Annotated in this window: 13 protein-coding genes and 1 pseudogene; 11 read left to right on the forward strand and 3 right to left on the reverse strand. The window is 40.1% G+C overall.

Annotated elements, in window-relative coordinates; genetic code table 11:
- The coding region (locus tag DW019_RS15070) for a hypothetical protein (protein ID WP_347474416.1) at nucleotides 1–614 on the forward strand (614 nt) is incomplete at its 5' end.
- 14 nt (nucleotides 615–628) lie between these two features.
- Nucleotides 629–1,588, forward strand: a complete 960-nt coding sequence (locus DW019_RS09605) for an Rpn family recombination-promoting nuclease/putative transposase (protein WP_182431085.1) — start codon at nucleotides 629–631, stop codon at nucleotides 1,586–1,588.
- Between the two features lie 54 nt (nucleotides 1,589–1,642).
- Here the strand turns inward: DW019_RS09605 and DW019_RS15485 are convergent.
- Nucleotides 1,643–1,864 (reverse strand): annotated as a pseudogene (locus DW019_RS15485) (carboxymuconolactone decarboxylase family protein); the annotation flags it as partial.
- Nucleotides 1,865–2,141: 277 nt separating this feature from the next.
- On the opposite strand from DW019_RS15485, the gene DW019_RS15745 reads away from it, so the two are divergent.
- The 8 genes from DW019_RS15745 to DW019_RS09645 all read left to right on the forward strand — a co-directional run bounded on the left by DW019_RS15745 (nucleotide 2,142) and on the right by DW019_RS09645 (nucleotide 9,251).
- The gene (locus tag DW019_RS15745; RefSeq protein WP_022377747.1) at nucleotides 2,142–2,276 is read left to right on the forward strand and encodes a LysR family transcriptional regulator; all 135 of its coding nucleotides are present in this window, start codon (nucleotides 2,142–2,144) and stop codon (nucleotides 2,274–2,276) included.
- A gap of 40 nt (nucleotides 2,277–2,316) precedes the next feature.
- The gene (locus tag DW019_RS15495) at nucleotides 2,317–3,237 is read left to right on the forward strand and encodes a histidinol-phosphatase (protein ID WP_347474417.1); all 921 of its coding nucleotides are present in this window, start codon (nucleotides 2,317–2,319) and stop codon (nucleotides 3,235–3,237) included.
- Between the two features lie 45 nt (nucleotides 3,238–3,282).
- Nucleotides 3,283–3,915: a TetR/AcrR family transcriptional regulator gene (locus DW019_RS09620; protein WP_182431086.1), complete on the forward strand. Its 633-nt coding sequence runs from the start codon at nucleotides 3,283–3,285 to the stop codon at nucleotides 3,913–3,915.
- A 73-nt stretch (nucleotides 3,916–3,988) separates the two neighbouring features.
- Nucleotides 3,989–4,690, forward strand: a complete 702-nt coding sequence (locus DW019_RS09625; RefSeq protein ID WP_117478234.1) for an ABC transporter ATP-binding protein — start codon at nucleotides 3,989–3,991, stop codon at nucleotides 4,688–4,690.
- 1 nt (nucleotide 4,691) lies between these two features.
- Nucleotides 4,692–7,415, forward strand: coding sequence for an FtsX-like permease family protein (locus tag DW019_RS09630; RefSeq protein WP_118443220.1), 2,724 nt, complete (start codon nucleotides 4,692–4,694; stop codon nucleotides 7,413–7,415).
- A gap of 72 nt (nucleotides 7,416–7,487) precedes the next feature.
- The gene (locus DW019_RS09635) at nucleotides 7,488–7,961 is read left to right on the forward strand and encodes an HD domain-containing protein (RefSeq protein WP_118443256.1); all 474 of its coding nucleotides are present in this window, start codon (nucleotides 7,488–7,490) and stop codon (nucleotides 7,959–7,961) included.
- Entirely contained in the window at nucleotides 7,958–8,740 is a 783-nt protein-coding gene (locus DW019_RS09640; RefSeq protein ID WP_182431087.1) for a putative ABC transporter permease, read from the forward strand. The genes DW019_RS09635 and DW019_RS09640 overlap by 4 nt, the downstream gene beginning before the upstream one ends.
- 13 nt (nucleotides 8,741–8,753) lie before the next feature.
- Nucleotides 8,754–9,251, forward strand: coding sequence for a DNA-deoxyinosine glycosylase (locus tag DW019_RS09645; RefSeq protein ID WP_022377740.1), 498 nt, complete (start codon nucleotides 8,754–8,756; stop codon nucleotides 9,249–9,251).
- A 61-nt stretch (nucleotides 9,252–9,312) separates the two neighbouring features.
- Here DW019_RS09645 and DW019_RS09650 read toward each other — a convergent pair whose 3' ends face one another.
- Nucleotides 9,313–12,213 (reverse strand): transglycosylase domain-containing protein, encoded by a 2,901-nt coding sequence (locus tag DW019_RS09650; RefSeq protein ID WP_118443222.1) that lies wholly within the window; start codon nucleotides 12,211–12,213, stop codon nucleotides 9,313–9,315.
- A complete protein-coding gene (locus DW019_RS09655; RefSeq protein WP_118443223.1) occupies nucleotides 12,182–12,667 on the reverse strand; it encodes a hypothetical protein in 486 nt (161 codons plus the stop codon). The genes DW019_RS09650 and DW019_RS09655 overlap by 32 nt, the downstream gene beginning before the upstream one ends.
- Before the next feature lie 185 nt (nucleotides 12,668–12,852).
- Here DW019_RS09655 and DW019_RS09660 point away from each other — a divergent pair, with 185 nt between their 5' ends.
- Nucleotides 12,853–13,815, forward strand: coding sequence for a DUF4846 domain-containing protein (locus DW019_RS09660; protein ID WP_182431088.1), 963 nt, complete (start codon nucleotides 12,853–12,855; stop codon nucleotides 13,813–13,815).
- The last annotated feature ends 44 nt before the right edge of the window (nucleotides 13,816–13,859 follow it).

Consider the following 13,859-nt stretch of genomic DNA (forward strand, 5'->3'; position numbering starts at 1 on the left):
AGAAGTTAAGCCCGGTCATCACTCTGGTTTTGAATTACAGTCAGAAAGAATGGAAAAAGCCAAGATGTTTGAATGATATGCTGGAATTTCCGGAGGATATTGGTGAGGAACTTACAAAATGGATTCCAGAGCATCCCATTTGTATTATTAACCTTGCCAGTCAGCCGGAAACGACAATTCGCCAGTATCAATCGGATTTTAAATACATAGTCCGTTACCTGTCCTGCGGAAATGACAGAAGAAAACTGGATGAATATTTCCAAACAACGGAGTTTCAATTAGACCACCCGGAAGCATTTTTAGATTGGCTATCTGCGGTGACAAATGACAGGAGATATCGGAAAGCAAAAGAATTAATTGAGACAACAGAAGGAAAAGGAGGAAAAATCGATATGTGTGTATTGTTAGATATGTATGAGGAACGAGGAGTAGAGAAAGGAATTTCACAAGGAATTTCACAAGGAATCTCACAAGGAATCTCACAAGGAATTGAGGAAATCAACACATTATATCATTGCTTGTTAGCAGATAATCGAATGGAAGATATACAAAAAGCAATCATGGATACAGAATACCAAAAGGAATTGCTGTGTGAATATGGGATAGGAGAGTAAGAGGAGGATACCATTTGGGAGCAAAAGAGTTAGCAGAGAAAAATTTACTACAATACAAAGATGTATTTTCAGACATTGTAAATGTAAACTTATTTGGTGGCAGATGTTATGTGTCAGCGAAAGAGTTGTCGCGGGAACCCGGCGAGTTGATTACGAAAGCCGTATCAGATGATAAACTTCGGCAGTTACAGATGGATGTGCCGATGAAGTGTAAGAAGCACAATAGAAGTTTTTTCTTATGTCTGGAAAATCAGAGTGACAAAAATAATATTATGCCGGTACGCGATATGGGATACCAGCACGCCAAATATATGGAGCTGATAAAGGAAGCGAAAGAAAGTAATCGAAAAACCGGCAATTATCCAACCCCGATGACAAAAGAACTTAACGATTCACAGAAGTTAAGCCCGGTCATCACTCTGGTTTTGAATTACAGTCAGAAAGAATGGGAAAAACCAAGATGTCTGAATGATATGCTGGAGTTCCCGGAGGATATTGGTGAAGAACTTACAAAATGGATTCCTGAGCATCCCATTTGTATTATTAACCTAGCAAGCCAGCCGGAAACGACAATCCGCCAGTATCAATCAGATTTTAAATACATAGTCCGTTATCTGTGCTGTGGAAATGACAGAAAAAAACTGGATGAATATTTTCAAACAACAGAATTTGAATTAGACCATCCGGAGGCGTTTTTAGACTGGTTGTCTGCGGTGACAAACGACACGAGATATCGGAAAGCAAAGGAATTAATTGAAGAAACTGAAGGAAAAGGAGGAAAAATCAATATGTGTGTATTATTAGATATGTATGAGGAACGAGGAATAGAGAAGGGAATTTCACAAGGAATCGAGGAAATCAACACATTATATCATTGCCTATTAGCAGATCATCGAATGGACGATATACAAAAAGCAATCATAGATACAGAATACCAGAAAGAATTGTTACAGGAGTATGGGATTGGAGAGTAGGAAGAAAGAAAACTCCACGGAAAATATGTGGAGTATCCTATGTTGATTTTATAATTAGTTCTCTTTACAGACTTCTTTTGCCATATTAAAGGCAGCCCAGGCTTTTGGCCAGCCGGCATAAAAAGCGGCGTGTGTGATAATTTCAGCAATTTCTTCTTGTGTTACGCTATGTTTTTTTGCATTTGCGAGGTGAAATTTCAAAGAACTATCAAGGATACCGCTTGCCATTAGGGTGGTTACGGTTACGATGTTTCGGTCTCTGGAAGAAAGTTTGTCCTCTCTGGACCATACCTATCCAAACAATACATCATCGTTTAATTCAGCAAATTGTTCAAAAAAAGTGAAGACGGCCATCGGCATGGTGCCCCAGTAATTTGGGTGGCCAAGGTAGATTACATCATATGAGTCGATACTTTTCAGGTATTCTGCAAGAGTAGGTTTTGCGTTTTAGTATAACATGGCGAGTCTTGACAGAGAATTTCCAATATGTTATTGTTGCATCAACTAAAAGTTTACACGAAGAGAAATCGTTATTGCATGAGGGGAAAGCAGTATGTATGAACCAATGTTGGATACATTTCTTGCCGTTGCGGATTGTGGAAGCTTTACGAAAGCAGCGGAACAATTATTTATTTCACCGACAGCAATTATGAAGCAGATGAATTCGTTAGAAAATTCCGAATTATAAGCTGCATTTGATTCCTTTTGAGGATGACCACAATGGTATTTTGTTGGAGATTGAACAGTTTGGCGAAAAATTTGATTTTTTAATTGGCGTATGTGATTCGCGGACATGGCTTTCTATGTGCGACTTTCTTCCGATTGGACGTTATAAGAAAAATATATTCAAAAAAATTAGAAGTGGAAAGGAACTGACGATGAAAGCAAATTATCATACACACACAACACGGTGTCAGCATGCGTTCGGAGAGGACAGAAAGTATGTAGAAGAAGCAATTCGGGCAGGATTTCGGATATTGGGATTTTCCGACCATTGTCCGTGGATTTATAAAAGTGAGTATGTGTCGAATATCCGAATGACGCCACAGGAAACGGATGGTTATTTTTCATCACTTGAAAAGCTTCGCAGGGAATATGAAAAGGATATTGATATTTTTATCGGATTTGAATCCGAATATCTGCCGGAACTGATGGAGGAGCAGGATGCTTTTTTGAAGGATTACCCGGTGGATTACATGATACTTGGACAACATTTTCTTGATTCTGAGAGTGATTTTAATTACAGTGGACGTATGGCAGATGATGAAGATAGATTGATTCGTTATGTGGATTTGTGTATTGAGGGAGCAAGGTCCGGACGCTACTTATATTTGGCACATCCGGATTTGATATACTATACCGGTTCTGATAAAATTTATCAAAGAGAAATGAAACGGTTGTGCGAAGCAATGAAACAGATGAATATTCCGTTGGAATATAATTTGCTTGGTTTGGCAATTCACCGCAACTATCCGGAGGAGCGATTCTGGCAGATTGTACGAAATACAGGTAATTCAGTGATTTTTGGAGTAGACGCTCACAGACCGGAACAGTTTGCCGATAGACAGACATTAGAACTGGCGAAAAAACAGTGTGAGGGAATGAATGTTGTGGAACAATTGACGCTTGACAGATGTAAGACAGAATGATAAGATAACAGCGTTATGTTGCATATCAACAGGAAAGGAAAGAAAATGGCAGAAGAGCAAAAAGACAGTGAAACAAAAGAGAGGCTGCTAGCATGTGCGAAAAAGGAATTTGTGGAAAAAGGGTATGCAAAAGCTTCACTTCGTGCAATTTGTAGAGAAGCTGGCGTTACGACAGGTGCATTGTATTTCTTTTTTCAGGATAAAGATGATTTATTCTGCTCCCTTGTTTCGCATGTGCTTATTCGTGTTCGGGAACTTATTGCGGCTCATCGTGAGACGGAAGCGGATGAAGCGGCAAAATCGGTTATCTCCAGCGGACATGATGATTCGAGTGAGGTCGAGTTGACAAAGATTTTGGTACATGAACTCTACCGGAATCGAGAGGAAATTCTGCTTTTGATTAATGGAGCCGGCGGCTCTTCGATGGAAAATGCAGTGGATTTGATTATTGATGAAATGGATGAGCATAATTTAATGCTGACAAAGGCGATGTGTGACGAATTGCAGATTCCGATGATTCATCAAGCGCTTGTGCATTGGATGTCGCATAATCAAGTTGACATGTTCCTTTATATGATTCAACATATTGAGGAGGAAGAACAGGCACTCGCATTTGCCGGACAGGCGATGAATTATCTGCTTGGTGGATGGTATGGAATGTTTGGTGTGCGTGGGTAATATTTTAAAGACCTTTTACAGGTCTTTTTAAATAACATCAACATAACAATGTTATGTCAGAAAGGAAAAAATTATGTATTTGGAAATCAAAGATGTCAAGAAAAGTTATGGAGAAGATGGTAGTTTTGTACAGGTGTTAAACGGAATTACTACAGAGGTAGGACAAGGAGAAATGTGTGTTATTCAGGGAACTTCAGGCTCTGGTAAGTCAACCCTTTTAAACTGTATTGGAGGACTGGATACGATGGATTCCGGTTCTGTAAAAGTGGCGGGGACAGAAATTTTTGGAATGAAAAGGGAAGATTTGTTAGAATACCGCCGTGCAAATTTAGGATTTATTTTTCAGTTTTACAATCTTGTACCGAATCTTACGGTAAGAGAAAATATTCAGGTGTGTGAATTTCTGACAGATAATCCGCTTTCGGTCGATGAATTATTAGATACTCTGGGATTGACAGAACACCAGAATAAGTTTCCATTCCAACTTTCCGGTGGACAGCAGCAGCGCTGCGCAATTGCAAGGGCATTAGTGAAAAATCCAAAGTTGTTATTGTGTGATGAACCGACCGGAGCGCTGGACTCAAAGACGTCACGGGAAATTTTGATTTTGCTCGAGAAAATCAATGCGCGTTACGGAACAACAATGCTGATTGTAACGCATAACAACAGTATTAAACAAATGGTTCATCGTGTGATTTTTTTGAAGGATGGACAGATTAAAAAATCGTATACGAATGAAACAAGAGTACCGGCAGACAAGTTGGAGGATTTATAAGATGCAGAAAATTTTAAGAAAAAGAGTTTTACGGGATTTGAAAGAAAATTTCTTTCGCTATCTGGCACTGGGACTTTTAATTATTCTTTGCATGTATATGATTGGCTCTTTAGTTGGTGCAGGAGAAACAATTGTGCAGGGAGTGGATGAACAGGCTGAGAAAAATCACATGGAAGATGGTCAGTTTACCTGTTTTGTGCCGCTATCAAAAGATAATAAAAAAGTGCTTGCAGAACACGATGTGGAACTGGAAAAGATGTTTTACCTGGATTTTGCCAAGCAGAAAGAGACGATTCGTGTATTCCAAAACCGTCAAAAAATCAATTTGGTTGCACTGCGCGAGGGCCATTTGGCAGAAAAAGAGAACGAAATTGTGTTAGAGAGACGTTATGCGGAGGAACATCAATATACGGTAGGCAGTCAGATTACGCTTGGAAAAATCAAGCTTCGGGTGACCGGTATTGCAACGACGCCGGACTATGATGCTCCGCTTCGCAAAATGTCGGATACGATTGTAGACAGTAAAAATTTTGGTACGGCGTTTGTCGGTAAACGAGCGTACATTAAATTGAAACAGTCTCATCTGGCAGCACAGTCAGAGGAATACTTGTATGCTTACCGTCTCAAAGGAACGACAACTTCTGACGACGTCAAAGATATTTTGAATGATTTTAAAGTGGATGCGGACGAAATATCGGATTCATTCTTTCAGGATTATTGGGATAGAACCGGTGGTAAAGTGACCGATATCGATGATGGAATTGATGATTTGTCAAAAGGTGCAAAAAAACTGGCAGATGGACTTCGGAAACTTAACCGTTATAAAAACAAACTGAACCTTGTGCCGGAAAAATTGTTTGAAAGCGCATTAGAGCAGACTGAAGATGCATTAAAGGAAAATGGCACATCAGTATCGTTGTCTGAGAAAAATTATGCCGATGAGTTGGAGCGTATGATTGCATCACAGTCGGGTATTACTGTTATGGCGTGGAAGAGTGCCAAAGAAAATCTGGATGCCCTTAAACAGTATAAGGATGGACTGTTGTCATATACCGATGGCGTGGAAAAAGCAGGTGAAGGTGCTTCTAAATTGCAGGATGGTATGGATGAACTGAAAAATGGCGCAGATGAATTTATCGATGAGATGGATGTGAATCTTGCCAATTTGCAGTCTTTTGTGACGGCGGAAGATAATCCGAGAATTGGTGCCTCGGCAGATGATCAGAAAATTAATATTTCGGCAGGGCTTGTGTTTGGTGTCATTTTGATTATTTTATTTGCCTATGTGATTTCTGTCTTTACTGTACATAGCATTGAAAAAGAGAGTTCTATCATTGGAACTTTGTATGCACTTGGGGTAGCCAGACGCGAACTGATGCGTCATTATCTGATGCTGCCGGTCGTGGTAACGACCCTTGCCGGAATCCTTGGCTTTTTGGCAGCAGTCAGTCCGGTCGGAATCCCTGTACAGATGCAGGATTGCCTTGCGTACTTTTCTATGCCGGAAATCACAGTTCAAGTACCGGTATATTTGATTCTTTACGGCGTATTTATGCCGCCGGTTATGGCGTGTGTTGTCAATTATATTGTAATTCGGAAGAAACTTTCAAGAACAGCTCTTTCGCTGATACGAAATGAGACGAAAAAGAAAAAGCAGAAAGCGGTTCAATTAGGGAAAATGAGCTTTTTGAAAATGTTCCGTATCCGCCAGATGTTGAGAGAATCCCGTGCGGGTATTACAGTGGCGGTCGGTATGTTTATTGCTTTGCTCTGCATGATGATTAGTTTAGACTGCTATGAGCTGTGTGTTCATGTGCGTGATAATAACATTGCAGACACGAATTACGATTATATGTATACGCTGAAATATCCGGAAAAAGAGGTGCCGGATGGCGGCAGTCCGGCGCTTGCTAAGACGATGAAAAAACAGATTTACGGTTATAACTGGGATGTTACGGTTCTTGGAATCGAAAAGGGAAATTCGTACTTTGATGCTAATGTTGAGAAGGGAAAAGGGAAAGTAGTTGCTTCGTCTGCCCTTGCCCAGAAATATGAGTTGTCTATTGGTGACGAATTTACGTTAAAAGATGAGGAAACGGATACCTTATATGCGTTCGAGGTGACCGATATCTGCCAGTATGCTCCGGCGTTTTATGTCTTTATGGACATTGATAGTGCCAGAGATTTGTTTGGTGAGCAGGATGATTATTATAATACCATTTTTTCGAATAAAGATTTAAAGATTCCTTCCGGACGTTTATACGCAACAACGACGAAGGAAGATATTGAGAAATCAGCGGATGTATTTATGCAGATGATGGTCAGCATGGTCATTACCATAACGATTGTTTCCACGTTAATCTTTATCCTTGTGATGTATTTAATGATGAAAGTGATGATTGACCGCTCTGCATATTCCATTTCATTAATGAAGGTATTTGGATTCCGGACAAAAGAAATTCGGAAACTTTATCTGGATGGAAACTTTTATATTGTACTTGTTTCCGCAATTGTCAATATACCGTTATCAAAGGCAATTATGGATTGGATGTACCCAAGATATCTGGTAAGCAACATTGCATGTGGACTGGATTTATCATTTGAGCCATGGCTGTATGTGGCAGTTTTTGCTTTGATAATGATTTGTTATTTTGTTATCAATCGTGTACTGGTTGGCAGATTAAAGAAGATGACGCCGGCAGAGGTACTTAAAAATCGAGAGTAAAAAAATGTGGTGGGAATTGAAAGGATGTGTTAGAATAGAGAAAATTGCAATGGAAATAAGTGAGTGATAGGTATGAGCCGGTACAAAAAAGAGATTGTTAAGCATTTGTCTGCTCTGATGCAGGAAGGGCCAATTGAAGAAAATAAAAATTATATCCAGCACGGCGATGTGACGGTTTTTGATCACTGCATCGCTGTTGCGGAATACAGTTGTAGAATAGCGGAGTTTCTGCATCTTTCCGTGAATCGAAAGGTGCTGATACGGGGAGCGCTGCTTCATGATTACTTTTTGTATGACTGGCATAATCCGGACAACGGTCATCGGCTGCATGGGTTTTCTCATCCTTATACATCACTAAAAAATGCGAAAAGGGATTATTCGATTACAAAACGGGAAGCTGATATTATCGTAAAGCATATGTTTCCATTAACGATTGTACCACCACAGACAAAGGAGGCATGGATTATCTGCTTAGCAGATAAAATATGTGCCGGCGAGGAAACAATAAAAGGGATACGAAAAAGAAAACGGAGAAAAAGCAGATGATAATATGGAGCTGTACAATTGTTTTAAGTTTTTTTGTGTATAGTTTTTTGGGATGGCTGTGGGAGTCGACAGTTTGTTCTTTGCATAATGAGAAACAGTTGATTAACCGGGGATTTTTGGTGGGGCCGTTATGCCCGATTTACGGTGCAGGGGCATTGTGCTGTTATTTTGCACTGTATCACGTGCAGAATCCGGTAGCTGTATTCGTTTTGTCCGCTCTTTTGTGCTGTGCATTGGAATACCTTGTCTCGTATACGATGGAAAAGATATTTCATACGAGATGGTGGGATTATAGTGATTTCCCATTTCATTTAAATGGGCGGATTTGTCTGTACGGTGCGCTGGCATTTGGAATTGGGTGCTTTTCCGTGAGGTTTTTTGTGCAGCCGGCACTGTTTCGTTTATTTTCCTATATGGAACCCCGGGGATTATTCGTGGTGAGCGTAGTTTTTTTTGTGTTGTTTATTACTGATTTGCTTTTAACGATAGCAAACTGGAAGCAGTTAAACAAGCACTTGGCAACCATTCATGCCTACCTGAATGGTTCCGCAAATCAAATTATGGAAAATTTCTCAGAGAAAATCCCGGAGTCGCTCATTAGCGATGAAAACGGTATACGAGTAAAAATCCGCAGGGTATCAGTCCTTTTGCAGAAAAGAGAACTGCGCTTTTTTGGGGCATTTCCGAAGTTAAAGATTTATGCGTATGATAAGACGATTAAAAAACTTCAGTTGAAAGAGAGATGGAGTGAGTTTCGGGAGCGGAAATTAAAGCGGTAAAGGAGGACGATTTGTGAAAAAAGAGCAATTGGTACGTCATGAATTTGAGCCGGTATATGATAAAAATTCTGAAATTTTAATTCTGGGAAGTTTTCCTTCCGTGAAGTCGAGAGAACAGGGCTTTTATTATGGGCATCCACAGAACCGTTTTTGGAAGGTGTTAGCTGCCATTGTACAGGAGAAGATACCGGATTCCATTGAAGAGAAAAAGGAAATGTTGTTAAGAAATCACATCGCAGTATATGACGTGATTTGGCAGTGTAAGATTACCGGTTCGAGTGACAGCAGCATTAAAGATGTGGTGCCGGCAGATATTACGACTATAGTAGAACTCTCGAAAATAAGGAAAATCTATGCAAATGGAAAACTGGCGGAAAAACTTTTTTCGAAGTATCAGGAAAAGAAGGTTGGAATAAAAGCAATTGGACTTCCCTCGACGAGCCCGGCAAACGCAGCCTATTCTTTGGAGCGGCTTGTTGAAATCTGGTCAGAACAGATAAAACAGAAATAAAAAGGACTACGAATCATAAGCGATGGATCGTAGTCCTTTTTCGATAGGCAATTGCTAACAATTACGGAGCTGCCGGTACCGGTGTCTCGGTAGGTACAGCAGTTGCATCCGTGTAATTATCCGGGTTTGCTGGTGTGTTATCGGATGGTGTGCCGCCGATGTCCGGTGTTTCCTGTTTTGTCGGAAGTGTTTTGGCACGTTTTACGGCGCTGTCAAAGGAGGCTTTATAGGAATCATATTCACTGTATCCTTTCAGCCGTTTGATAGCAGCGTTTCCATCTTTAATCAAGGCTTTTGTTGTTGCATTATAGTATGTTCTCTTTTTCAAGGTGTCAATATACCATTTTGCCTTTTTTAAACGGTTTGCCTTTAACGTATTGTTTGCCTCAGTTGCTGCGTTTTCTGCATCAATCTTTTGCTGTTTCTGTATTTTATCTGCCTCATCGGCTTTTGCTTCTTTAATAGCCTTTTCCCATTTGTTTTTAACAATATCTTTTAGTGAGTTATATTTGGTAGCAACTCGCTCTTTATAAGGACCTTGTGCATATTCGTCCGGGATTTTTGCAATAATTGCATTTACCTTGTCATATTCATCTTCAAATGCAGAAGCAGTTCTGACATCCTTAATTTTATATTTTTCAAATGCGGAAACAGCTTTTTCTGCTTCTCTTTTTGAAGCAGATATTTTGTATTCTTTCTCCCAGTTTGATTTTCTGTCATTGTTTTGCTGCGAATAATAGTCATAGCCGCCAGGACGCTGGCTGTAATAGCGTTTTAACGGATTATAACTGATTTCCTTTGTCGAGGAAGATAAGTTTCCACCGGATATTCTTCGCAGTTCAATGGTTTCCGGTAGATCAAAATTTGCCTGTTTTTTGTTTTTATGAAGTCCGTTCATAAAACTTGACCAGATACGGAGAGGATAGGTGCTTCCGTACATACCGGGCATTTTTCGAGGCGTATCGTAACCGATCCAGACTGCCGTTGTGTAATAACTTGAGAAGCCGCAGAACCAAGCATCCTTGTTGCTGCTGGTTGTACCGGTTTTGCCGGCGTAGATTTGATTGCTGTTATATCCTGCATGACCGGTTCCGTAAGCTTCATTAAATGTACCCTGCATCATATCCTTCATAATGAAAGATGTGTCTGCGGAGTAAACTTCCGTTTCACTGTCCTCAATTTCCGGTGCTTCGTAAACGGTTCCGTTTGTTTCGTGTTCAATCTTGACAAGACAGGTACGGGAACTCATTTTACCATTATTTTCCAGTGTAGCATAACCTCGGCACATATCGTTAATCGTAACACCATAAGTGAATCCGCCTAAAGAAACTGCCGGAGCCAGATTATCGGCATAGGAGAGGGAAGAAAACTGCAGTTTATCTAAATAGTTCATTGCAGTTTCCGTACCGACTTCTTTGAAAATCTGGAAAGCAACGGTATTTAAACTTCGCGCTAGTCCTTCGCGGACGGTGACATTTCCGTGATAGCCGCCGCCACTGTTACTTGGACTGTAGCTTTTTTTGTTGGTGTTATCCCAATAGACCTTGTGATCATTGATAACGGTTGAGCCATTAATAACGCCATTGTCAATAGCCGGTGCGTAATCCAAAAGTGGTTTGATGGTAGAACCGGGCTGCCGCTTTGAAAGAAAGGCACGGTTATACTGGTCGTTCTGCGTTCTGCCACCCACCACGGCAACTACATATTGAGTTTCATTGTCAATACACATGGCGGCACTCTGTAACGCATATTTTTTCGTTTTTTTACTTTTCTCCGTAAAAGTCGATAAGGTTTTTGATACGGATTTTTGCAGGCGCTTTTGAATCTTTGGATTCAGCGAAGTGTATATTTTATAACCACCTGCACGAATCTCTGCTGAACGTTTGCTGTATTCCGTGGAGTATTTTTTGTTATAAGTATCCTGCTCTTTTTTGGAAGAAAAGTTGTACTGGAATTTAAAACCATGTTCCTTCATCAATTGGATGGCTGCCCGGTCAATGGCATAACTCATCATGTAATTCTCCGAGGAGGAACTGGTATCCAGACCGACAATGGTTATTTCTTCATTTTTTGCCTTATTAAACTGTTTTTTCGTGATATAACCCTGTTCTAACATGTTATTAAGAACTTGAAGCTGTTTTTCTTTCGCAAGTTTCATGCTCGCAATTGGATTATAATTATTTGGGCTGTTGGAAATACCACAGAGCATGGCAGCCTGACCAAGTGTTACATCTTTGGCAGAGCAGCCAAAGTAAAATTTGCTTGCGGTTTCTACGCCATAACACCGGTTGCCATAGAAGTTACTATTGCAGTAGAACTCCATAATATCAGCTTTGTTGTATTTTTGTTCCAGTGCCGGTGCAAGTAAAACTTCGGTTAATTTTCTGCCGAAAGACTGCTTTTGCGACAGCAGATTATTTTTGATGACCTGCTGGGTAATGGTACTTCCACCCTGAGTGATTTCTCCTTTATTTGTAATGAGGGAAATGCCCGCACGTGTAATCGACTGTAAATCAATGCCGCGGTGTTCCATAAATTTTTTGTCTTCGGTTGCTATGTATCCGTATTGGATATATTCCGAAATTTTATTGATTTTTACATATTTATAAGAACCACTGTCGATTTCGCCAATTTTCTTCCCATCTTTGTCGTAGATGACGGTGTTGGAAAACATATGAAAACTGTTTTCGTTCAGGTTTGACAGTTTGTCGTATGCCTGCTCACAGGAATCCTGATACATTGGAAGTATTTTGGCATACAAAATTCCACCGGCAATTCCACCAATAATTAAAACCAGTAAAATTACATTCAGAATTACTTTTGAAAATGTCAGGCAGAAATTCAAAATATGGTAGAGCAGGACAAAAGGGAAGGAAATAATTTTGCAGGTGATGTCAAACCAACGTTTGTCAACACGCATTTGTTTGATGCTATTTTTCCATTCGTTCCATTTGGCTTTCATGTGTTGCCTCCTTCTTCTTTTTATGCAGCTTAATGATATTATAGATCCAGACCCCCAATAATAGGAGAAGAATCCAGTTTACCACATTTTTATAAAATGGCTGCTGTATCAAACAGTAATTTGGTGATGTTTTATTTACATAAATTGTAATCTGTTGTCCGGCCTCATTGGATATGCCAAAGAGATGTGGCAGGATAAAAAATTTATCTTCCTTATACTCTGTTCCTTCATATTGATAAGAAAGTTCTGCCATCGGAATCAGGAGAAGAAAACCGTCCGTCTTTTTTGCAACAATGGTGGCGGTAGTTTTTTCATAGCTTCCGTAGTTAAGTATACGGCTGCACATATCGATGTTCATAAAGAGCAGAACCATCAAAAGAAAGAATAGTATTACCAAACGGGGCAGTAACGGCGGTGTCTTGCGAACCCGCTGTTTCCGTTCTTTTTTTTGCATAAAAGTCCTCCATTTTTCGTAAAGTATTCTTTATTATACAATTAAAAAGGCAATTTGTAAAACCTTATATGCCAATTTGTCCTTCTTTTGATGCTATTTTTCACAGAAGAGGGGTGAAAAATAGAATAGACAATTACAGAGGGATTGGATATAATAAGGACAAATGCAGGAGAGGAAAGATGGTTATGAGCAGACGAAGAATGCATCAAAAGGATGCGATTATTTTGGCAGGATTATTAGGCGGTGTGTTATTGCTGTTGTTTTCTCCACTTTGGGGACCGATGATCTGGCGTGCACCGGCATCGTTTTCAGAACCGGTGGCTGTATCCGGTCAGGCAACAAAAAAAGAAGAAAAAAAAGAAACGAAAGAAGAGCAAAAACAGCTTCCTATCGTAAATGAGGAAGGGATGACGCTTGCAGAGCGTATCAACACGCCGAAAGGATATACAAGAGAAGAGGCAGAAAAGGGAAGCCTTGCGGAGTTTTTACGAAATTATTCCTTAAAAAAATCTACAGGTGTAGTAAAAACATGGGATGGAAAAAAGGCAAAGGACATCACCAACACGCCGGCGGTTTTCAAACTTCCGTTAGCAAAGGAGAATCTTCAGTGGGCCGGCGGTTCCGTGATTCGATTATATACCGAGTATTTGTGGGAAAATCAAATGTATGACAAAATCTCTTTTCAGTTTTCCGATGGCTTTGCAGCACAGTATCAAAAGTGGAGAGAAGGATTCCGCATCCGCAAAGATGCGACCGGCGCAATTTGGGTCAATGGTGGTGAACTGGATAAAACGAGGAAAAATTTGGAAGCGTATCTGCACTGTGTTTTGACTTATACATCGGTTTCAACATTGGAAAAAGAGACGAAAAAGATTAAAAAAGATAAATTGCAGACCGGTGATTTGTTTTTGGATGTGGCGACCGGTGATGCGGCAGTGGTTGTTGATGTGTGTGTCAATGAAAATGGCGAGAAGGCATTTTTACTAGGAAAGGGAGGAAAGCCCGCAAAACAGTTCCATCTGCTCACAAATCCGGCACACGAGGAGGATCCATGGTATTATTACGAATCGGAATTACAGTACCCGTTTGCAACATCAGAGGGAGAATTTAAGAAAGGTTCTCTTCGTCATCCGACCTATTTGGATTGATTGTAGAAAATATGCACAAAAAAGCATGTAATATTGTTATTTTT

This window comes from Clostridium sp. AF37-5 (genome assembly GCF_003477605.1).
GTDB lineage: Bacteria > Bacillota > Clostridia > Lachnospirales > Lachnospiraceae > Eubacterium_F.

Bases quoted from the DNA above. Each gene is read 5' to 3' on its own strand.
- DW019_RS15745 (WP_022377747.1), top strand. From the start codon at position 2,142: ATGTATGAACCAATGTTGGATACATTTCTTGCCGTTGCGGATTGTGGA.
- DW019_RS09620 (WP_182431086.1), top strand. From the start codon at position 3,283: ATGGCAGAAGAGCAAAAAGACAGTGAAACAAAAGAGAGGCTGCTAGCA.
- DW019_RS09625 (WP_117478234.1), top strand. From the start codon at position 3,989: ATGTATTTGGAAATCAAAGATGTCAAGAAAAGTTATGGAGAAGATGGT.
- DW019_RS09630 (WP_118443220.1), top strand. From the start codon at position 4,692: ATGCAGAAAATTTTAAGAAAAAGAGTTTTACGGGATTTGAAAGAAAAT.
- DW019_RS09635 (WP_118443256.1), top strand. From the start codon at position 7,488: ATGAGCCGGTACAAAAAAGAGATTGTTAAGCATTTGTCTGCTCTGATG.
- DW019_RS09640 (WP_182431087.1), top strand. From the start codon at position 7,958: ATGATAATATGGAGCTGTACAATTGTTTTAAGTTTTTTTGTGTATAGT.
- DW019_RS09650 (WP_118443222.1), bottom strand. From the start codon at position 12,213: ATGAAAGCCAAATGGAACGAATGGAAAAATAGCATCAAACAAATGCGT.
- DW019_RS09655 (WP_118443223.1), bottom strand. From the start codon at position 12,667: ATGCAAAAAAAAGAACGGAAACAGCGGGTTCGCAAGACACCGCCGTTA.
- DW019_RS09660 (WP_182431088.1), top strand. From the start codon at position 12,853: ATGAGCAGACGAAGAATGCATCAAAAGGATGCGATTATTTTGGCAGGA.